Consider the following 20,083-nt stretch of genomic DNA (forward strand, 5'->3'; position numbering starts at 1 on the left):
GTGAGCCAATACTTTTCACGAGAAAGGTTGTTCAATCGTTTAAATAGAAAGTATAGATACCAGCTGTTGCCAGTATCTATGATGTTTAGGGCTAGTGCTTTGTAAGAGCTAAAGTCCTACAAATGCTAATGTATTGTGAGAGCATGCTTAGCTTATAATTCGCTTTCGTACTCGTCAGCAGTCATTAGGGCTTCGTAGTCAGCGATGTTGTCAGGCTTCATTCTGAAGAACCAACCTTCGCCATATGGGTCAGAGTTGATGATTTCAGGATCATCTTCTAGTGCTTCGTTGATAGCGATAACTTCACCTGAAATAGGGGCATAAACGTCAGAAGCGGCTTTTACTGATTCAACGACTGAAACTTCGTCATCAACAGCGATGATATCGCCTACATCTGGTAGTTCAACGAATACCACATCACCCAATAGATCTTGAGCATGGTCAGTGATACCAACAGTGATCGTACCGTCGTCTTCTAGGCGTAGCCACTCGTGACTTGCAATATATTTTAGCTCTGCTGGGATGTTGCTCATGGTCTCTCTCCTAAGTGATAGAGGTTAATTAACAAAAATAATGGAGGCTGGGCGCGTCGTCATTTTTATAATTATGTCTAAAACGACAACGCGCTCTAATAATAAGATTTATAAGACCTAAGAGTCAAACTGCTGCTTGCCATTACGGACAAAAGGCAGCTTCAATACGCGTACATCGACGAATTTACCTTTGCCGCGCAGATCGACCTGTACGTGATCATCTTCTGATAAACTGGCAGGCACACGGGCAATTGCGATGGAGTTTTTTAGGCTAGGGGAGAATGTACCGCTGGTGATAATGCCAGTTTGCTCATTGTCAGTGCCTTGATTGATAGTCACCGTCATGCCTTCACGCAATACGCCGCGCGTGGTCAATAGCAGACCTACTTGCTTCATAGCGGTGTTGTCTTCTTTTGACTGCTTACGTTTGCTGACCAATACTTCACGGCCAACAAAGGCGCGGTCGTCTTTGAGCGCTAGCGTCCAGCCCATGTTGCACTCGTAAGGGCTAATGGTCTCGTCCATGTCATGGCCATAGAGGTTCATGCCCGCTTCCATACGCAAGGTATCACGTGCGCCAAGACCAGCAGGTTTGATGTCATTTGCTTTTAGCTGCTCAAAGAAAGCAGGGGCATCATCAGCATGCATAATGACTTCGACGCCATCTTCACCAGTATAGCCAGTACGAGCCACAAACCAATCGGTGCCTTCGATATCGGTCAAGTCAGCACCAACGAAAGGTTTTAGTGCTGCTAAAGTATCTGCCCAATTTGGTTTGGCTTGAGCCAGTTTTGCAATAGCATTTGGACCTTGAACGGCAAGCATGGCAAGCTCAGGACGCTCGGTGATAGTAATATCAAAGCCTTCAGCGACTTTATTAAATTGTGCCAAATCCTTGTCACGAGTGGCCGCGTTAGAGACGATACGGTACTCAGTTTCTTCTGCATTCATCAGGTAGACGATTAAATCATCGATGACGCCGCCTTGCTCATTGAGCATGCCAGAGTACAGCGCTTTACCAGCGGTGGTGAGTTTGTTGACATCGTTTGCGAGTAGTTTTTGGAGCCATGCTTTGGTATCAGCGCCTTTGATATCAGTCACAACCATATGTGAGACATCAAACATACCTGCATCTGTACGTACCGCTTCGTGCTCTTCGATTTGTGAACCGTAATGAATGGGCAATTCCCAACCCGAAAAATCGACCAGTTTGCCCTCACTATCAAGATGAGACTGGTAAAAAGGGGTGCGCTTTGGGGTTTGGGTGCTGCTAGAGTCTTGAGAATGGGTATCAGTCATAACAAATCCTTATGTGTACATCAGTCGTACTCGGCAGAGTAGAGTGATGTGCAACGTAAAAGTAGCGAGAAGCAATATTGCGAGGCGCAAATATCACATCAAAGGGTGACACAGAAAGCAAAGATAAAGACACAAGCCAAACAGACGCTGAACGTCGGTTTAAGCTAAAGCCCTATCTGTCCTGTGACCTGAGATTTTCAACACGAACCATCGTTTACGAGCAGTTATTTAAAACCTGCGGTTGATGATAGCGTATTTTCTCCCCTTCGGTGGGTAAGACGTCGTCCGTTCTTACCACTCTCCAGATTTGTTATGCCTTTTGTTTGTTCGCGATGCGTGATTGATGGCATCAACGTAAACAATAATGACATACGTTTTTCAGTCCTTTTACCTGAGCGATTGGCAGGGTGGATGCGCCTTCGGTGGTTATCTAGCAATTGCGATAGTTGTATAACCAATAGGGTTTAATACAAAAATGATGCTGATAAACTCTCTCCTGAAAAACGCTTTTATTATGAAAGGTTCAAAGCGCTTTTACAAGTCATCAACGCCATTAAAGTAAATAAATTTGGCAAAAATGATGTTTTACTACGATAGTTTATTCAAGAGAGGCGAGTACTAAGAGGAGATTTTTCATGTCTCCCAGCAGTTTTTAGACTGCTCAAAACAGCATAGGACAGCAAAAATTACGATAGCAAAACGCAAAGCGACTACTGGTATTTGCCTGAAATATGCTAACCTACGCCCATAGTTACTGATAGGTGGTTTTTATGCATTGCGACATTTATAAATTTCCCAAACATGATGACATGTATGTGTATATTGCGCGCCCTGATTATCCCGATGATACCGATGAGATCAAAGATTGGCTTGGCGTACTGCCAAAGGATTTTCGTGCAGGTTTAGGCCGCAGCAAGTTTGTCATGCATCTTGATTTGGCGACGACGCCCACTCTGGCGCGTGTTGATAAAGAAGAAGTATTGGCAAAGCTAGAGTCCCAAGGCTATTTTGTGCAGATGCCACCACAAGATGTCATGCGCCGCCAAGCAGAGCTACGCGCTCGTGAAGCGCAAGACAATATCTACGACTAGATACATTTTACGACTAGATAGCATTGACGATTGGTATGCTTATTGGCAAGACGGTTGTGGCAAGGTGATTGAGAGAATTGTCTCTACAATGCCACGGATAAAACACTCACGACACATTTGGTCACATGCATTTGGGTAGAAAGTCGTGATAAACTGACATCCCATGACATCTACATAAAAAAATACAGATAGAAACGCACATGATGTGTGCATCGATTATGTATTTGATCTTATTTTGGTACGACAGAACGCACCATACACTGCTAGACACACAACGTGTCATCGGTGATAAACGCAGGTAATGAAACACGCATGGACTGGTTAAAAAACATCTTACATAGCTTACCATTAGAATCTATCAGTGACATTCTCGGTGAGATTGCCATTTGGTGGGGTCAAATGGTAAAAAACGTACCGCCCGCCGATTTGCCAATGTACGCGTATCTTGGCGGTTCCATTTTGGTATTGGTGTTATGGTTGCTAGTCGCTCGCATATTGCCCAAACCATTAGGTGGTATGAGCTGGATGATACTGTTTGCAGTGTTATTGGCGCCAGGCACAGCGCTTGGTGACTCTAGTGAGATTGCACCAGCCAGTATCAGCGTCGTCTACGCTGTTATGATGAAGGACTTCGCAGGCGCGATTGCCAATATGTTGCCAATATTGGTAGTACTTGTCATCGGTTTGTTTATCGGTTTTATGTGGCAGCTGATACGCGGCGCATTCGCATCGAGCTTGGACAAAGCTCGTAGCCGTACGGCCGAGGATACGCAGGCGACGATGCAACTGACGACCGGCAGTTATTTGGCAGAAGGTGCTACCGTCACCGAACAGTCCGATAATAACGTAAACCTAGAAAAAGACAGTACATTAAATAAGAAAGCCAATAGCGATATGTCCGATAAATGATAAAAGTAGACTAGGCATTAATATAAAATTATTGTCTTAAAAAATGACTGCATACCTGAATGAAAAGACACCAATGCGTGTCTTTTTTTATGCCAGAGTGTTTACCAATTATATGAATAGTTAGAGGTATATAACCATGGTTAATAAAGGCGAACGCATGAGTATTTTGGCAATGTATCAGGCTGTGCTAATCTAATTTATTCTTTACTAATTTATCCTTTATTAGTCATTTATGTTTTAGACCTATCCATTTATAACAACTTATCTATAACAACAATCGAGATCTGATTATGACCACAGCTGACAATACTAAGAAAAACTTTACTGGTACCAGTAGTTATATTGCTACCGATGATTTGCAACTGGCCGTAAATGCCGCTATGACATTACAAAAGCCATTGCTGATCAAAGGTGAGCCTGGCACAGGTAAGACGTTGCTTGCCGAAGAAGTCGCTGAAAGCTTGGGTATGCCACTGATTACTTGGCACGTCAAATCGACGACTAAGGCTGAGCAAGGACTGTATGAGTATGATGCGGTATCACGCCTGCGGGATTCGCAGTTGGGTGATGATAAGGTCTATGACATTGCCAACTATATCAAGCCGGGCAAGCTGTGGGATGCTTTTACCAGTACAGAGCGTAGCGTGCTGCTGATTGATGAGATCGACAAAGCCGATATCGAGTTCCCAAATGATTTGCTACATGAGCTTGATAAGATGTCTTTTTATGTTTATGAGACTGGCGAAACTATAACAGCGGCGCAGCGTCCCGTGGTTATTATTACCTCAAACAATGAAAAAGAGCTACCAGATGCATTTTTGCGTCGTTGTTTCTTTCATTATATTGACTTCCCAGAAGAAGAAACCATGCGCCAAATCATCGAAGTGCATTTTCCAGATATTCAAGAAAAACTGGTCAATGATGCATTGGATATTTTCTATAAACTGCGTGGTATTCAGGGGCTTAAAAAGCCACCATCAACGTCTGAGTTGGTCGATTGGTTAACCTTGTTACTCGCTGATGATATGGCTCAGGACGAGTTAGAAGAAAATCTGCGCGGCGAAAAGTCTATTCCACCTCTATATGGTGCGTTGCTGAAAAACGAAGCCGACGTGAATTTACTGCAGCGTTTTGCCAATATGATGCGTCGTTAAGCGTATCTAGGTGTTCAGTGCTTTTTCCGTTTTACGTCAATCAGTGGTGCGTCTCTTATGTTCATAAAACTATTCTATACCTTGCGGACTTATGGCGTACCAGTCAGTACGCGTGAGCTGCTTGATCTTAATGCTGCGTTAGACAAGGGTTTGATGATGCAGCCGCATCCTGAAGATCCAGCACTGGCGACTTTTGCGAGCCGTGAGGACATGTATCGGCTGATTCGGCTGTGCATGGTTAAAGATGAGCGCCATTTTGACAAGTTTGATCGGGCAATGGCGGACTATTTTGAAGGGGTCGATAGCCTTGATATGGATGCGCTGTTGGCTAAGCTGACGGATGTGCCTAAAGAATGGCTCGATCTAAAGCTTGATCCAAAGAACTTGACCGAAGAGCAAAGACGTTTGCTAAAAAAATACGGTTCATTAGAGGAGTTAATGAAGGCGTTAGAAGAACGGTTAAAAGAGCAAAAAGAACGTCATCAAGGTGGTAGTAAATGGGTAGGGACAGGTGGCACCTCACCATTTGGGGCGTATGGCGACCATCCAGAAGGGGTACGTGTCGGCGGTGAATCGCGTAAACGTAGCGCGGCGAAAGTCTGGGAGCAGCGTAAATATCGTAATCTTGATGATGACAATCAGCTTGGTACGCGCCAAATCCAAATGGCACTACGCAACCTACGTCAGTTCGCGCGCACAGGCAGTGCGGATGAGCTCGATATTCATGAGACCATTAAACGTACTGCCAAAAAAGGAGTGCTTGATATACATATGCAAGCCGAGCGTCGCAACCGTGTCAAAGTATTGATGCTATTTGATGTGGGCGGCAGTATGGACATCCATGTTGAAGCACTTGAGAAACTGTTCTCTGCGGCAAAAAATGAATTTAAAACATTAGAGTTCTTTTATTTTCATAACTGCTTATATGACTATGTATGGAAGGACAATAATCGTCGCCACAGCGCACCGATGCCAACGTTTGAGCTACTCAATAAATATGGGCGCGAGTATCGCGTCATCTTCGTCGGTGACGCATCGATGTCGCCCTATGAGCTGATGACCGTGGGCGGTAGCGTCGAGTATATGAACAATGAAGCCGGTATTGTATGGCTAAGGCGTGTACTTGAACACTTTGACAAAGTGGCGTGGCTCAATCCTGAAACCCCAAGCTATTGGCAGTACACGCAAACCATCGTTGAAATCAAAAAGCTATTCGAAAACAAGATGTATCCGATGACCTTACATGGTGTTGAGGAGATGACCCAGTATATGGCGCGGTAGTATCAGTCTACCTTTAGACGAGTAATATAAAAAAGCACTTAAAGCGACGTTAGCGTTTTAAGTGCTTTTTTATTAAATGTGTTGCTAATTTTTAGAAAAAATATTAGCGATAAGCGCTATGGTAAAGATTGATATTAGTCTTCGTTCTCAACTAGTCCGATCATAACGCCCATCTCTTTTTTGTCTTGCTTATCGATAGTAGGTGCATACAGTGCTGAGGCAATGCCGCCATCCAAAAACAGCGCATTTGAACAACCTAGCTCGTCTTTGAATAGAGTAGCAAACTGATAAAACGTCACAGGCTCATTTGTATTGACGAATTGTATGCTGCCATCACCACAAACCCCAGCACCGTTACGCAGTTTGATGGAGGTGCTATCAGGATTAAACTGCGGATGTATCTCGTCATTGATGACTAGCATAGGACCAGATTGCGTCGCATACCAAGGCTGTGCGTTGCCATTACTTATCTGCTCATCTAAGGCGTGGCTTTCAGTGATTTGTACGTGACCAGCTTTGTCCCACCACATAACGCCATTGGGTAGTAAATGAAAATTACCACCACCTTCTTTTAGATTGAGCGATTTGACTTCTTCGCCTTTGATAACGGTATAGCCAATCGGTGCATAGTTTTCGTTATACATTCCTGCATTCATGGCAAAGTTTAAAGTTTCAGACTTTGGTAAAGTGGACAACAACGTATCAAAGGTCAGCAGTGGTCGGTCATTAGAGGACTGCCAAAATAGCTGGAGTGAATAACGATCGTTTGTTAATTCACTTGCATCCACACGGCAGACGCTATAAGTAAATGGCGAGTCTTTTGCCTGACACGACCAACTGTCTGTATCGAGGTTAGTCGTGTCAGTGTCTGTCTGCTGGCAAGCGCTAAGGCCTAGCGCAAGCACTATCAATGATAACGATAAGGTCAAAATGGAGGTTGGCATCAATCACACGTCTTTTAACATAGGGGTATTTGTGGTTTGCTACTGCTTCATGAATAACGCTTGCGTACTACCTTTTAGTCGCTACTGGACGGATAGTCACGGAAGGTATTATTCACATTGCCGATGAGTTGTCCACCATCGGTCATGATCGAGTGGTCAGTATCATACATAGAGCGGTGTCCAGTGGGTGCGCTGGTCTCTTTGCCTCTATCACGGGAGTCTTTATTATAAGCAATGAGCGCATCGTTATTGGCTAAGAAACTATCAGGATTAGCCATCACCCACATTTGATTGAAAATATCCGCACGCGCGCTATTATCAAGTAATGCGCCCTTATCCGTAAAGTAAAAAAACTTAGATAGCAGCTTAATCTGTCCGTCATCTAGACGGCGAGCGATATGATAAGGTTGTAGCTGACTTGGATGCTGTAAGCCTACCGCGCCGACGATGCTGGCCAATGATTTGAGTGTGTTTTTATGGAAACTTGCCACGCGCTCCGCTTTACTAGGGACATCGAGCGCCTTTTGACGGTAAGGGTCTTGGGTAGCCACGCCTGTTGGGCAAGTATTGGTGTGACAAGAGCGCGACTGAATACAGCCTACCGCAAACATAAAGCCGCGTGCCGAGTTACACCAATCAGCACCTAGCGCAATCATACGTGCGATATCAAACCCTGAGACAATCTTGCCACTGACGCCAAGTCTGATCTTGTCACGAATGCCTGCACCGACCAAAGTGTTGTGAACAAGCAAAAACCCTTCGACCATCGGCATGCCGACATTGTCCATAAACTCAACAGGAGCTGCACCTGTACCGCCTTCGGCACCATCAATAACAATAAAATCAGGATAATTGTCCGTCTCTATCATTGCTTTGACAATCGCCATAAACTGCCAAGGCTGACCCACGCACAGCTTAAAGCCAACAGGCTTGCCGCCAGATAGTTCACGTAGCTGCTGCCAAAAGGCGACAAGCTCACGCGGTGTACTAAATGCAGTATGCGAGGAGGGCGAAATACAGTCTTGACCCGTCGGCACTTGGCGGGTATCGGCAATCTCTTGAGTGATTTTGCTCGATGGCAACACGCCGCCTTTACCCGGTTTGGCACCTTGAGAAAGCTTAATCTCGATCATTTTAACTTGCGGATCAACAGCTTTTTCGGCAAAAGACTGTGGGTCAAAATTGCCTTCGGCATCACGACAGCCAAAATACCCAGTACCCAACTCCCAAATCAAATCGCCACCAAACTTGCGATGATAAGGGCTGATAGCACCTTCACCAGTATCATGGGTAAAGCCGCCAATCTTGGCACCTTGATTAAGCGCCATAATAGCGTTTGCTGATAGACTGCCAAAACTCATCGCCGAGATATTGAATACCGACATATCGTGTGGTTGCTGGCAACGCTCGCCGCCAACAGTGATACGAAAGTCTTTGTTTTCTAACGGCTGGCTAATGGCGGATTGCAAAAACCATTCTTTACCATGAGTATAAAGATTGTCTAGCGTACCAAACGCATTGGTATCACTGACGTTCTTTGCCCGCTGATACACTAGCGCGCGCTGCTGTCGTGAAAACGGCACTTGCTCTTTGTCATCCTCAAGCAAATATTGACGGATCTCAGGGCGAAAGTCTTCCAACACGTAGCGTATATGTCCTGCTATCGGGTAGTTTTTTAGCACTGAATGCTTGGACTGAATCAAATCATAAATACCGAGGCCTACGCCAAAACCGCCAATCACAATCAGCCAACCGTGCATCAGTAGCAATCCTGCTAATAATAGACAAATGGCTGCACCCAGCGTGCTATAGCGCAGCAACAACCCAACAAAATATGGCGAGCTGGTTTTGGGTTCAGGGTGTAGATTGGTACGAGATTCAGGCATAACGAGGCTCAATAGTTTTTCTTCGGATAGATAAGATGCTTACATTTGTCGCGTACATCATACACGCATGACGTCATTACGTCGGTATCAATGGGTAACAGCTTGCCAAAATCACTTTCGTTAGGAGCTGCGTTAGTTCGGTTGCACAAACAAGTAATGACAGTATATGCAATAAAGTGATTAAAAATAGCTCATATGCTACTTTAGATAGCGAAAACCATCGAGCAGGGTAGCTATAATATTTTAAGAAAATATCTCAATGAAGACATGCTGACAACTCTTGATCCATTTGATGCGGTGCAATCGGCATATGTGATTGAGGTTTGTATTCACCATAAAAACCAAGCGCCAGCAGGGCGCTATCTGTATGCCAACTCCAGAAATCAGCTAAAAAGCAATAACGACAGCGACCGAAATATTAAAAAGGAGAGGATATGAATAATACAGGATTTGTCGCGGGAACGCTCTTTCATACGGATAAAGGCTTAGTACCGATTCAGGATGTCAAAGTGGGCGACTTAATTTTATCAAAGCCTTTACTCTCCAAGCCTGAAGATGGTAGCGGTGATATAGAGTATAAGCCGGTGGTCAAGACCTTTGTGCATGAAGACAAAGAGATGTGGATCGTGCGTCTAGAAAAAAATACTGAAAAGTTCAATAAAGATCGTGAGATGGTTGATTATCAAACATACAAGTCAGCTAGCCGCTTTAGTAGTTTTCTAGCGACGCCCAATCACCCTGTTTGGGTAGTCGGTGCTATGGAGAATCCACAGGCGGACATTGAGTTCTATGATCAGCCTTACTTTAAACGTGTGGACGAACTACAGCAGTATGAAATTGCTGTGAATACCGATGGCGTAATGTATACCGTTGAGCGTGTGCAACCTACCTATCAAGTCGCTAATGATAATTTAGAATTCAATCCAAATTATTACTGGTATCAAAAACATTATCATGAAGACTACTACGATGATTATGTGCAAGATGCCGAAGCGCACATGCTCGACTACAGCGAAGTAGAATATAAGGGTATGGGATATGTTGATGACATTAGCTTTTATCAGGCGAAAGGCTATTTGGGCCAACATATTGAAGATAATGGAGGCACCATGCGGATGTTCAATCAATTGACCAACGCGCAAGGTGAGCACATTTTATATCAGGCAACCGTCTATAACTTTGAGGTGGTAGACAACCATACCTACTTCATTGGTCGAGCAGGACTATGGGTACATGACACCAATGCTATCAATTAACGGTATTAGTAAAAAATGGCAAATAGTAGAAACCATTACTGCCATTCCAAGTCATGAAAAATGACAGTAATGATTGAAAAGTTAAACTGGAAAAGATTTAACAATTCAATTTCTGTGCCTTAAACCCCACTCCCAATCCGCTCTGCCAACGTTTGCAACTTAGGCACTATCATCGCAGCATAATCATCTGCTTTCCAATTAGCGCTTGGCACACTAGCATTCAGAGAATAAGCGTATTGTCCTGTTGCGACATCATAGACCCCAACCGCGACTGCCAATATGTCAGTAGAAAATTCTCCATCAGACACGGTATAGCCGTATTTTTCATAATGCTCTGCTGCGCTAGCTAGGGCAGTTTGCGCATGGCTATAATCTTCAACAGACAAATTCTCTTGTAAATTGCTAATGATAACTGCCTGTCTCGCTTGCGAGCTTACTGCATAAAAAGCACGTCCAATGGCAGTGCGTGCGACGGGTACAGCGGAGCCAACCTGCAAGTTGACCGATAGACGAGCAGGACTACGGCAACAGGCGTGATAGCGCATTTCTCCTTCGACTTCGGTTGCTAAATTCACCGATACTTCATTTTCACTAGCGAACTGACGTAATAGTGGCTCAGCTGCTGCCACCATATCGTGACGACTCCATGCGGTCGCACTGAGGCGTACCGCACTACTCCCCAATTGATACTGTCCGTATTTATTCGTACGCAAAAATCCAAGCGTGATTAAAGTATGGATAAGGCGAGTAATGGTCGCTTTTGGCAAATCTGTCATCTGACACAATTGCTGATGGGTGAGCTGCTCATCATGTTCAAAGGCCGCCAATATGATCAGTCCTCGTCCCAGTGCCGTCACGAACTGTCGGTCATTCTCTTCCTTGTTTTGACTCATTGTCGCATGCATGCGTTCGAGTAACGGGGTAGCTGTTGATAAGGGTTTCGTCATTTTATACTCATCTTTTTTGGATAAAGGTTTACAGCGCAGCGAAAGTTTGGTTAAATAGTTTTAAATTATGAAACTAAGTTTCGCATAGCGGAATAACGAAGTCAATGACTTGTTAGATCAAATGATGTATCAAACACTATTCGTCAGTCAGGATGACTGATACCAAGGAGATCCACATGGCAACATCTACCAGCCCACGTTTTGATTGGGAAGATCCTTTTTTACTACGTGACCAGCTCACTGAAGAAGAGCGCATGGTCACCGACAGCGCGCGTCAGTTTTTTCAAAAAGAGTTGATGCCTGGCATTATCGAGGCCAATCGTAACGAGAATTTTGACCGTAATATCATGCGTCAAATGGGTGAAATGGGTCTGCTAGGCGTCACGATTGAAGGTTATGGCTGTGCAGGTCTATCGAGTGTCGCTTACGGTCTGATTGCCAAGGAAGTGGAAGCAGTAGACTCGGGTTATCGTTCAGCGATGAGTGTACAGTCAAGCCTAGTGATGCATCCTATTTGGGCGTATGGCACAGAAGAGCAAAGAGAGCGTTATTTGCCTAAGCTTGCCACAGGTGAGTATGTAGGCTGCTTCGGTCTGACGGAGCCAGACTCAGGATCTGATCCTGCATCGATGTCTACTCGTGCGCGCGCTGTGGATGGTGGTTATGAGCTGACGGGTAACAAAATGTGGATCACCAATAGTCCTATCGCGGATGTGTTCGTCGTGTGGGCAAAAGATGATGCTGGCGAGATTCGCGGTTTTGTTTTAGACAAAGGCATGAAAGGATTGTCTGCACCGAAGATTGAGGGTAAGTTCTCACTACGTGCTTCGGTCACCGGTGAGATCGTCATGGACAAAGTGTTCGTCCCTGAAGCCAATGCTTTCCCTGATATCCGTGGCCTAAAAGGACCCTTTGGCTGCTTAAATAAAGCCCGTTATGGTATCGCTTGGGGTTCGATGGGAGCGGCTGAATTCTGCTGGAAAGCGGCGCGTCAGTATACGCTAGATCGTAAGCAGTTTGGTCGTCCGCTAGCGGCAACGCAGCTCGTGCAGTTGAAGCTCGCCAATATGCAGACAGAAATCAGTCTAGGTCTACAAGCCGCGCTGCGTGTCGGTCGTTTGATGGATGAAGATAACGCTGCACCAGAGATGATTTCACTCATTAAGCGTAATAACTGCGGTAAAGCGCTTGATATCGCTCGTATTGCCCGCGATATGCATGGTGGTAATGGTATCTCTGATGAGTTCCACATCATCCGTCATGTACTGAACCTAGAAGCCGTCAATACTTACGAGGGTACGCATGATATTCACGCGCTGATCTTAGGCCGTGCGCAGACGGGTATTCAAGCGTTCTTCTAATTACTTTTAGCTAAGAATATTTAACAAAGTTGTACTTCATTACGTACGTTGCTGCTTGGCTTTTTGTAAAGAAGAGCATTAACAGTGGCGTACGTTTTTCAGTTGTTATTCACCATTCATTTATCAGTGTGTCATTAAATAACGCAAAAAACTAAATGGTAAATAGCAATTTTCTAATCAGAAAATCAAAGAATACGCCAAAGAGTAAGGGAGTCTCATGACGGATATGACGGATATGGCCGATATACCAAGGGGTGCATTGCAGGGTGTTAAGGTGCTCGATTTATCAAGAGTGTTGGCAGGTCCTTCTTGTACGCAAGTGCTCGCTGATCTGGGCGCAGAAGTCATCAAAGTTGAGCGCCCTCATATCGGTGATGAAACGCGCCACTGGGCACCGCCAACATTCAGCGATGACACCTCCGCTTATTACGCTACCATCAATCGCAACAAAAAATCGCTCACGGTAGACATCACCACGCCAGCAGGGCAGAACATTATTAAGCAGCTTATTGCTGACAGTGATATTTTGGTCGAAAACTTCAAAGTCGGTGGTCTGAAAAAATACGGTTTGGATTACGACAGTCTAAAGCAAGACCATCCGCGCTTAATTTATGCGTCATTGACAGGGTTTGGGCAGACAGGGCCAGATGCCAAACGTCCCGGTTATGATTATATTATCCAAGGGTTGTCAGGGTTGATGAGTATCACAGGGCCAAGTGATGGTGAACCGCACAAAGTCGGCGTGGCCGTGGTGGATTTATTCGCAGGGTTGCAACTGACCATTGGTATCCAAGCGGCGCTATTGGCGCGTCAAAATACTGGCGTTGGTCAACATGTGGATGTGGCACTCTTAGATAGTGCGCTATCTATGCTGGCCAATGTCGGTATGAATCATCTAGCTTCAGACAATATTCCACCAAGACTGGGCAATCAGCATCCTAACATTGTGCCTTATCAAGTGTTTGCTGCTGAAGGGGAGGTGCACTTTATTTTAGCTTGCGGCAATGACCATCAGTTTGCCAAACTGTGCGACGTATTAGCAGTCGACTGGCATCTTGATGCGCGTTTTGCGACCAATCCTAACCGCGTTGCCAATCGCGAATCTCTGTGTGCTGAATTGACTAAAATATTTGCCAAGCAGCCTCGTGCTTACTGGCTTGAGGCTTTAGATCAGGTGGGCGTACCTTGCGGTGCGATTCATAATGTGGCTGAAGCCTTGGCCATGCCGCAAGCGCAAGCAAGGAATATGATTGTTAATTTCGCGAAAAAAGGCAGTCCAGTACGCGCGCTTGGTAACCCTATCAAGTTATCCGCATCACCTGTCAGCTATCGCACGCCGCCACCGCAGTTGAGTGAGCATACTGATAGTACGCTGACTGAATTGGGTTATGGCAATGAGATGATCGCTAAGCTCAAAGCCGATGGGATTGTTTAGCAGAATTTTTTGGATTATATTTTTTAGACCTGCACCGATATTTAATCCTAACGCTACCTTTCAGCGTTAGGATTAAAACCTAAATGCTGCTCGATTTGTTCGGCCAATTTAATCAATACCGCACTGACCTCAGCCCGTTTAGACTCATACTCTCCTTGCAAAAAACTCACTGCCATGCCAGCGACCGCCGTGCCTGAAGCATTACGAATATAAGTACCCAAGCAGTACATCCCATCACGCAACTGTCCATCATCGAGTGACAATCTACTTTTCTGAGTCACTGCAAGCTCAGCGGATAAATCCGTGAAATTCTTGACCCCATGCTGGGTCATAGGGGTCGGAAACTCATCTTTATATAACGATTTGATGTTATCCATAGATAAAGTGGATAGCATAGCCTTGCCAGTTGCAGAAAATACCGCAGGCACACGAACACCTGCACGAAAAGTAAAGCCAAGCGGCGCAGGCGACTCATGACAAGCCAAAAATACCACTTCTCCCAAATCCAGTTTTGACAACGTCACGGTATGTTGAAGTAGTACTGGATATTGCACAATCAAATCTTTAAATAACCGTACCACGCCTTGCTGCTGCTCATACTTACCCGCCCAATACATCAAATACGAACCCAAATAAAAACGGCTTTCAGGATCTTTATAAATAACGTGCTTGGTCAGCAAGCTCTGCAAAATATTATGTGTAGAGCTGCGAGGAAGACCCAATTCTTTGGCAATATGAGCGGCTGTTAGCGGCTGTGCGCTATCGGTAATCAAGTCCAAAATCTGAAAAGTTTTGTCTAGCGCAGGCACGGCAGTCGAGCTCATAAGTAACCTATAAATGTGAAATAAAATAAAGGAGTATAAGATAATTATCAAAATAATGCGATTAAGGCTTGCAAATCGCGTCGTATCGTTCTTATAATGATGTCTCGTATATAGAATACACGTTCAGTATATTGAACAAAAAAACGATTATCAATCATTATTTAATGGTTGCTGCTATATCCATTCTCATACACATACCTCTATATGACAAGGAGCGTCAACATGTCAAATACGCTACAGTTATCAAATCCAGATTTACTCAAACAATCTTGTTTTATCACAGACGGCTGGCATGTCTCCAGTGACAATGAAGCCCTCGATGTAGATAACCCTTTTAACGGCGAGCTCATTGGTACTGTACCAAGTCTCACGACGGAAGATGTCAATAAAGCCGTCACCTTCGCTCATGAAGCTCAAGTTACTTGGGCAGCCAAAACAGCAAAAGAGCGTGCAGAGCTGTTGCAAAAGTGGGCCGATCTTATCGATGCCAATAAAGAGGATCTGGCTATTATCATGACGGCTGAGCAAGGCAAGCCACTCACTGAGTCACGCGGCGAGATCGGTTATGCTAACAGCTTTATCCGTTGGTTCGCCGAAGAAGGCAAGCGCGTTTACGGTGACGTGATTCCTGCTAACAGTACGCAATTACGTCATGTTGTGCTGAAGCAGCCAGTCGGTGTTTGTGCCGCCATCACGCCTTGGAACTTCCCAGCCGCGATGATTACGCGCAAAGTCGCACCGGCGATGGCAGCAGGCTGTACGATTATCGTTAAACCTGCCACCGAAACGCCATTTTCAGCACTGGCACTAGGCGCTTTGGCAGAGCAAGCGGGTATTCCTGCAGGCGTGCTTCAGATTGTGACGGGTAAATCATCAACTATCGGTGAAATCCTAACGGGTGATTCACGTATTCATAAGCTGTCGTTCACAGGCTCTACAGAAGTCGGTCGTACGCTAATGGCACAATGCGCGCCGACTATTAAGAAGCTATCGTTAGAGCTGGGTGGCAACGCGCCATTTATCGTTTTTGATGATGCGGATTTAGAGAAAGCCGCGGCGGGCCTTATCGCCTCTAAATATCGTAATGCGGGTCAGACCTGTGTGTGCGCTAACCGTGTGTACGTGCAAGATAGCATCAAAGATGAATTCTTAGACGTCTTTGTCAAAAAAGTCGCTGAATTAAAAGTCGGCAACGGTTTGGAAGAGGGCGTAGATATTGGCCCGCTTATCAACAAAAAAGCGTTAGATAAAGTTCAAGCACTCCTCAAAGACGCAATTGATAAAGGTGCGAAACTGGTCACGGGCGGTAGTGTCAATGACGCTTCAGAGCTGACGTATAACCCGACTGTTATTACAGATATTAGCAGTGATATGGATATCGCCTCTGAAGAAATTTTTGGCCCGATTGCGACCATATTTACTTTCAAAGACGAAGCAGACGTGATTCGTGCTGCCAACGATACTATCTATGGCTTGGCCGCTTACTTCTATAGTAGCGACTATGCACGCTCATGGCGCGTAACTGAAGGATTAGAGTACGGCATCATCGGTCACAACACGGGTTTGATTTCTACAGAAGTTGCCCCATTTGGCGGCGTGAAGCAATCTGGCTTTGGCCGCGAAGGCTCAAAATATGGTATCGAAGACTATATTACGACCAAATACTGGTGCTCTGACATCAGCTAATAAATGGCTCGGCCAGTACTTAATAGAACGTTTAACAAAACATTTCAGATATCGAACGGTGTTTTATCTCAGACAAGCACCGTTTGATATTACTAAGTCTCAAATGAACCGCCAATCATTAGATGGCATTTATGTTACGAACACAGAAAAGGACATTCCCATGACTACCAATCAATCATTACTTGAGCGCCGCAAAGCTGTTTTACCAACAGGACTTGGGGTCGCCTTTCCTATCTTTGCAGAAAAAGCAAAGAACTCAGAAATCTGGGACATCGAAGGCAAGCGTTATATCGACTTTGTCGGCGGTATCTCAGTATTGAACACCGGTCACAGCCATCCAAAAATTACCCAGCGTGTCCATGAGCAGCTCGACAAATTCACGCACACTGCGGCGCAAATGATCAACTATGAGTGCTACGTGGATTTGGCAGAAAAGCTGTGTGAAAAAGCTCCAATCAGCGGCGATACCAAGGCGTTCTTTTTGACCACTGGCGCAGAAGCGGTCGAAAACTGTATCAAGATTGCGCGTGCTAAAACCCGTCGTCCAGGTGTGATCTCTTTTGTTGGTGGCTGGCATGGTCGCACCATGATGTGCATGAGCCTGACAGGTAAAGTACTGCCATACAAAAAGAACTTCGGCCCTATGCCAGGACCTGTGTTCCATGCATTGTTCCCTGCAGAAGAGTTGAACGTAACAGAAGCGCAAGCGCTACATAGCCTTGACATGATCTTCCAGGCAGATATCGATCCGAGTGAAGTGGCGGCGATGATTGTTGAGCCAGTCCAAGGCGAGGGCGGTTTCCATCAGGTGACGCCATCATTTGCCAAAGCACTACGCGAGATCTGTGATGAGCATGGCATCGTACTTATTTTTGATGAAGTACAGTGTGGTTTTGCTCGTACAGGTACGTTGTTCGCCACTGAACAGCTAGGCGTTGAGCCTGATTTGATGACTGCTGCGAAAAGCTTAGCGGGTGGTTATCCTATCTCTGCGGTTATTGGCCGTGCTGATATCATGGATGCCCCGCAAGTAGGCGGCTTAGGTGGTACTTATTCTGGCAACCCACTGGCTTGTGTGGCTGCGCTTGCTGTCATGGAAGTGATCGAAGAAGAAAACTTACTGGAGCGTAGTATCGAGATTGGCGATACCATTGCTTCATTTTTAAAAGGCTTAAACCTAAGCAGCATTGGTCATATCCGTCATAAAGGTGCGATGCTAGCGTTTGAGCTAATCGATAGCGAAGGCAAACCTGATGCCGCCGCCGCCGCAAATCTAAAAGCAAAAGCATTTGAGCAAGGTTTGCTACTAGCGTCTTGTGGCATGTATGGCAATGCTATCCGTGTGATGGTGCCATTGACGGTCGAAGATGAAGTATTACAAGAAGGTCTTGATATTATCAAAGGTATTCTAACTGTTTAATCAATATTGAGTGTCATTTACTGTAGCGATGGACCACTTTTAATCAAGCAATGATTTTGGTTAAAAGGTTGTATTTAAGATAACGGCAAGGCTGCCACCATGGCACTCATTTTGAGTGAGCTTTTGAACGGCGCCTTGCAAGTCAAGACGCCGTTTTTTTATTTGTATTATTTGAATAATATACAAATGGTACAAAAGACCAAACGGCATACACAGTAAATATAATGGGTGCTATCCCACTAAACAAAATTAGTGTAACTGTGAAAGGTCTACACGGATGACACACAGACAAGGAGTAGGTTATGTCTGAATTAAAGAAAACATTAGGTGTTTTTGATATTATTGCGCTGGCATTCGGTGCAATGGTTGGTTGGGGCTGGGTTGTACTAGCAGGTAGTTGGATCATCTCAGCAGGTATATGGGGCGCAATCAGTGCATTCTTAATTGGCGGTCTTGTGGTGGTTTTGATTGGTGTGACGTATGCTGAATTGGCGGCATCCATGCCTATCACGGGGGGCGAGCACACGTATACACACCGTGCACTGGGGGTAAATATATCCTTTATCTGCTCATGGAGTATTTTATTTGGTTACTTTTCCGTCGTCGCTTTTGAAGCGGTGGCATTACCAACCGTTGTTGAATATATTATTCCCAATTACAGCCAAGGTTATCTTTGGAATGTCGCTGGTTGGGATGTTTATGCCACGTGGGTAGCTGTCGGTATGCTCGGCTCAATCATTGTCACATGGCTCAATATACGCGGTATGGAAGTGAGTGCTTGGTTCCAAAAGCTAGCAGTTGTCGGTATTTTCTGCGTCGGTATCTTACTATTCGTTGGTGCGCTGTTGTTCAATCCTGAAACGTCCAACTCAGTACAAGCACCAAACTTTATCGGTGGTATGGGCGGCATCATGACGGTGATGGTGATGGTACCGTTTTTGTTCGTGGGCTTCGATGTGATTCCACAAGCCGCAGAAGAAATCAATCTGACTCGTCCAAATATCGGCAAGTTTTTGATTGTCTCTATTATCATCGCCGTACTTTGGTACGTGGCTGTCGCTTGGAGTGTGGGCAAGACTTTACCACTATTACAAGCACAAGATTCAACATTGGCAACTGCGGATGCGATGACCAATGCTTGGAATGGTAAATGGGCGGGTACGTTACTTGTTATTGGCGGTGTATTAGGTATTTTATCAAGCTGGAATGCGTTTCTTATCGGTGGTAGTCGTTTATTGTATGCTATGGGTAAAACGCACATGTTGCCACAGTTTCTGTGCAAGCTACATCCTAAGTACAACACCCCAGTCAATGCGATCTTGTTGATCGGTGGCCTTGCGACACTAGCGCCACTCTTCGGTCGTAAAATGCTTGTGTGGATTGTTGATGCGGGTGGCTTTGGTATCGTTATCGCTTATACTTGTGTTGCATTATCATTCTTAGTGCTACGTTACCGTGAGCCTGATATGGTACGTCCATTTAGAGTACCAGCAGGTAAACTGGTTGGTATCGTCACTATTATCTTAAGTCTTGGTATGTTGGCGCTGTACTTACCAGGTATGCCATCAGCCCTTGTTCCTATCGAGTGGTGGATATTCCTAGGTTGGACGGTTCTTGGCGGTGCAATGTATGGCTATGCGTCAATGAAAAACCCTGGTAAGAGTAAAGAGATTATGGATCATGAACTACATGAGCTCAAAATCATCAATCAACAGTGGTTAAAAGAAAATCCATATAAATAATAGTCTCATTTTAGTCGGTTAACTACCTTAAAAAGCCTAACGTCAAACGTTAGGCTTTTTTATGGCTTTTATACTGCTTGAAAATGAGTCAATGCATTTAGAATGTCAGAATAGAACCTAAAGTAACGTGCTGATTCTTTATTAAAGGGGTAATGGCGAGCTAGTTTTCCCATATAGGAGCATTTGAGATTTTAAGTAGAACTATATCTGCTTTTACTGTCATTGAAAGATGAATGGTTAGATCTTATAAAAAGCTCTTTTAAACAATATCTAATACTTGTACATTTTCTCTTCAGAATATATGCATGTGTTTTT

17 protein-coding genes and 2 riboswitches are annotated in these 20,083 nt (G+C 44.9%); of the genes, 11 read left to right on the forward strand and 6 right to left on the reverse strand.

The annotated features are described in order from the left end of the window. Positions 1 to 152: 152 nt before the first annotated feature. Both gcvH and gcvT read right to left on the reverse strand, forming a co-directional pair. Positions 153 to 533 (reverse strand): glycine cleavage system protein GcvH, encoded by a 381-nt coding sequence (gene gcvH / locus I3255_RS03895; RefSeq protein WP_238037031.1) that lies wholly within the window; start codon positions 531 to 533, stop codon positions 153 to 155. Between the two features lie 117 nt (positions 534 to 650). After that, on the reverse strand, positions 651 to 1,832 hold the full coding sequence (gene gcvT, locus I3255_RS03900) for a glycine cleavage system aminomethyltransferase GcvT (protein WP_238037033.1): 1,182 nt from the start codon (positions 1,830 to 1,832) through the stop codon (positions 651 to 653). Between the two features lie 166 nt (positions 1,833 to 1,998). Beyond that, a riboswitch (glycine riboswitch) is annotated at positions 1,999 to 2,147 on the reverse strand. Positions 2,148 to 2,201: 54 nt separating this feature from the next. Continuing rightward, positions 2,202 to 2,341: riboswitch (glycine riboswitch) on the reverse strand. 261 nt (positions 2,342 to 2,602) lie between these two features. On the opposite strand from gcvT, the gene I3255_RS03905 reads away from it, so the two are divergent. The 4 genes from I3255_RS03905 to I3255_RS03920 all read left to right on the forward strand — a co-directional run bounded on the left by I3255_RS03905 (position 2,603) and on the right by I3255_RS03920 (position 6,267). Continuing rightward, positions 2,603 to 2,923, forward strand: coding sequence for a YcgL domain-containing protein (locus I3255_RS03905; RefSeq protein WP_201598249.1), 321 nt, complete (start codon positions 2,603 to 2,605; stop codon positions 2,921 to 2,923). A gap of 312 nt (positions 2,924 to 3,235) precedes the next feature. Further along, complete coding sequence (locus I3255_RS03910) at positions 3,236 to 3,832, forward strand: hypothetical protein (RefSeq protein WP_238037034.1); 597 nt, start codon at positions 3,236 to 3,238, stop codon at positions 3,830 to 3,832. A gap of 290 nt (positions 3,833 to 4,122) precedes the next feature. Continuing rightward, complete coding sequence (locus I3255_RS03915; RefSeq protein WP_238037035.1) at positions 4,123 to 4,986, forward strand: MoxR family ATPase; 864 nt, start codon at positions 4,123 to 4,125, stop codon at positions 4,984 to 4,986. 57 nt (positions 4,987 to 5,043) lie between these two features. Then, positions 5,044 to 6,267 carry a VWA domain-containing protein gene (locus I3255_RS03920; RefSeq protein ID WP_238037036.1) on the forward strand — a complete coding sequence of 408 codons (1,224 nt, stop codon included), beginning with the start codon at positions 5,044 to 5,046 and terminating at the stop codon, positions 6,265 to 6,267. Between the two features lie 134 nt (positions 6,268 to 6,401). On the opposite strand, the gene I3255_RS03925 is transcribed toward I3255_RS03920, so the two are convergent. Both I3255_RS03925 and I3255_RS03930 read right to left on the reverse strand, forming a co-directional pair. Beyond that, positions 6,402 to 7,211: a phosphodiester glycosidase family protein gene (locus tag I3255_RS03925; protein ID WP_238037037.1), complete on the reverse strand. Its 810-nt coding sequence runs from the start codon at positions 7,209 to 7,211 to the stop codon at positions 6,402 to 6,404. A 74-nt stretch (positions 7,212 to 7,285) separates the two neighbouring features. Beyond that, complete coding sequence (locus I3255_RS03930) at positions 7,286 to 9,097, reverse strand: FMN-binding glutamate synthase family protein (RefSeq protein ID WP_238037039.1); 1,812 nt, start codon at positions 9,095 to 9,097, stop codon at positions 7,286 to 7,288. Between the two features lie 267 nt (positions 9,098 to 9,364). Between I3255_RS03930 and I3255_RS03935 the strand changes: the two genes are divergently transcribed. Continuing rightward, the gene (locus I3255_RS03935) at positions 9,365 to 9,535 is read left to right on the forward strand and encodes a hypothetical protein (RefSeq protein ID WP_238037040.1); all 171 of its coding nucleotides are present in this window, start codon (positions 9,365 to 9,367) and stop codon (positions 9,533 to 9,535) included. Beyond that, positions 9,532 to 10,353 carry a hypothetical protein gene (locus I3255_RS03940; protein WP_238037043.1) on the forward strand — a complete coding sequence of 274 codons (822 nt, stop codon included), beginning with the start codon at positions 9,532 to 9,534 and terminating at the stop codon, positions 10,351 to 10,353. The genes I3255_RS03935 and I3255_RS03940 overlap by 4 nt, the downstream gene beginning before the upstream one ends. 119 nt (positions 10,354 to 10,472) lie before the next feature. Here I3255_RS03940 and I3255_RS03945 read toward each other — a convergent pair whose 3' ends face one another. Continuing rightward, positions 10,473 to 11,300 (reverse strand): IclR family transcriptional regulator C-terminal domain-containing protein, encoded by an 828-nt coding sequence (locus tag I3255_RS03945; protein ID WP_238037046.1) that lies wholly within the window; start codon positions 11,298 to 11,300, stop codon positions 10,473 to 10,475. Between the two features lie 176 nt (positions 11,301 to 11,476). Here I3255_RS03945 and I3255_RS03950 point away from each other — a divergent pair, with 176 nt between their 5' ends. Beyond that, positions 11,477 to 12,661, forward strand: coding sequence for an acyl-CoA dehydrogenase (locus tag I3255_RS03950; protein ID WP_238037049.1), 1,185 nt, complete (start codon positions 11,477 to 11,479; stop codon positions 12,659 to 12,661). Between the two features lie 226 nt (positions 12,662 to 12,887). Then, positions 12,888 to 14,096, forward strand: a complete 1,209-nt coding sequence (locus I3255_RS03955; protein WP_238037236.1) for a CaiB/BaiF CoA-transferase family protein — start codon at positions 12,888 to 12,890, stop codon at positions 14,094 to 14,096. Positions 14,097 to 14,149: 53 nt separating this feature from the next. On the opposite strand, the gene I3255_RS03960 is transcribed toward I3255_RS03955, so the two are convergent. Further along, positions 14,150 to 14,920, reverse strand: coding sequence for an IclR family transcriptional regulator (locus I3255_RS03960; RefSeq protein WP_238037052.1), 771 nt, complete (start codon positions 14,918 to 14,920; stop codon positions 14,150 to 14,152). 222 nt (positions 14,921 to 15,142) lie between these two features. Here I3255_RS03960 and I3255_RS03965 point away from each other — a divergent pair, with 222 nt between their 5' ends. The 3 genes from I3255_RS03965 to I3255_RS03975 all read left to right on the forward strand — a co-directional run bounded on the left by I3255_RS03965 (position 15,143) and on the right by I3255_RS03975 (position 19,768). After that, positions 15,143 to 16,606, forward strand: coding sequence for an NAD-dependent succinate-semialdehyde dehydrogenase (locus I3255_RS03965; RefSeq protein ID WP_238037055.1), 1,464 nt, complete (start codon positions 15,143 to 15,145; stop codon positions 16,604 to 16,606). A gap of 160 nt (positions 16,607 to 16,766) precedes the next feature. Then, positions 16,767 to 18,026 carry a 4-aminobutyrate--2-oxoglutarate transaminase gene (gene gabT / locus I3255_RS03970; protein ID WP_238037058.1) on the forward strand — a complete coding sequence of 420 codons (1,260 nt, stop codon included), beginning with the start codon at positions 16,767 to 16,769 and terminating at the stop codon, positions 18,024 to 18,026. Positions 18,027 to 18,328: 302 nt separating this feature from the next. Further along, the gene (locus I3255_RS03975) at positions 18,329 to 19,768 is read left to right on the forward strand and encodes an APC family permease (protein WP_238037061.1); all 1,440 of its coding nucleotides are present in this window, start codon (positions 18,329 to 18,331) and stop codon (positions 19,766 to 19,768) included. Positions 19,769 to 20,083: the final 315 nt, after the last annotated feature.

It is taken from the genome of Psychrobacter sp. Ps6 (assembly GCF_022129235.1).
Taxonomy (GTDB): Bacteria; Pseudomonadota; Gammaproteobacteria; order Pseudomonadales; family Moraxellaceae; genus Psychrobacter.

Excerpts from the sequence above, each read along its gene's own strand:
- I3255_RS03935 (WP_238037040.1), top strand. The coding sequence starts at position 9,365 with ATGCTGACAACTCTTGATCCATTTGATGCGGTGCAATCGGCATATGTG.
- I3255_RS03950 (WP_238037049.1), top strand. The coding sequence starts at position 11,477 with ATGGCAACATCTACCAGCCCACGTTTTGATTGGGAAGATCCTTTTTTA.
- I3255_RS03905 (WP_201598249.1), top strand. The coding sequence starts at position 2,603 with ATGCATTGCGACATTTATAAATTTCCCAAACATGATGACATGTATGTG.
- I3255_RS03975 (WP_238037061.1), top strand. The coding sequence starts at position 18,329 with ATGTCTGAATTAAAGAAAACATTAGGTGTTTTTGATATTATTGCGCTG.
- I3255_RS03955 (WP_238037236.1), top strand. The coding sequence starts at position 12,888 with ATGACGGATATGGCCGATATACCAAGGGGTGCATTGCAGGGTGTTAAG.
- I3255_RS03960 (WP_238037052.1), bottom strand. The coding sequence starts at position 14,920 with ATGAGCTCGACTGCCGTGCCTGCGCTAGACAAAACTTTTCAGATTTTG.
- I3255_RS03915 (WP_238037035.1), top strand. The coding sequence starts at position 4,123 with ATGACCACAGCTGACAATACTAAGAAAAACTTTACTGGTACCAGTAGT.
- gabT (WP_238037058.1), top strand. The coding sequence starts at position 16,767 with ATGACTACCAATCAATCATTACTTGAGCGCCGCAAAGCTGTTTTACCA.
- I3255_RS03920 (WP_238037036.1), top strand. The coding sequence starts at position 5,044 with ATGTTCATAAAACTATTCTATACCTTGCGGACTTATGGCGTACCAGTC.
- I3255_RS03945 (WP_238037046.1), bottom strand. The coding sequence starts at position 11,300 with ATGACGAAACCCTTATCAACAGCTACCCCGTTACTCGAACGCATGCAT.
- I3255_RS03965 (WP_238037055.1), top strand. The coding sequence starts at position 15,143 with ATGTCAAATACGCTACAGTTATCAAATCCAGATTTACTCAAACAATCT.
- gcvT (WP_238037033.1), bottom strand. The coding sequence starts at position 1,832 with ATGACTGATACCCATTCTCAAGACTCTAGCAGCACCCAAACCCCAAAG.
- I3255_RS03910 (WP_238037034.1), top strand. The coding sequence starts at position 3,236 with ATGGACTGGTTAAAAAACATCTTACATAGCTTACCATTAGAATCTATC.
- I3255_RS03940 (WP_238037043.1), top strand. The coding sequence starts at position 9,532 with ATGAATAATACAGGATTTGTCGCGGGAACGCTCTTTCATACGGATAAA.
- I3255_RS03925 (WP_238037037.1), bottom strand. The coding sequence starts at position 7,211 with ATGCCAACCTCCATTTTGACCTTATCGTTATCATTGATAGTGCTTGCG.
- I3255_RS03930 (WP_238037039.1), bottom strand. The coding sequence starts at position 9,097 with ATGCCTGAATCTCGTACCAATCTACACCCTGAACCCAAAACCAGCTCG.
- gcvH (WP_238037031.1), bottom strand. The coding sequence starts at position 533 with ATGAGCAACATCCCAGCAGAGCTAAAATATATTGCAAGTCACGAGTGG.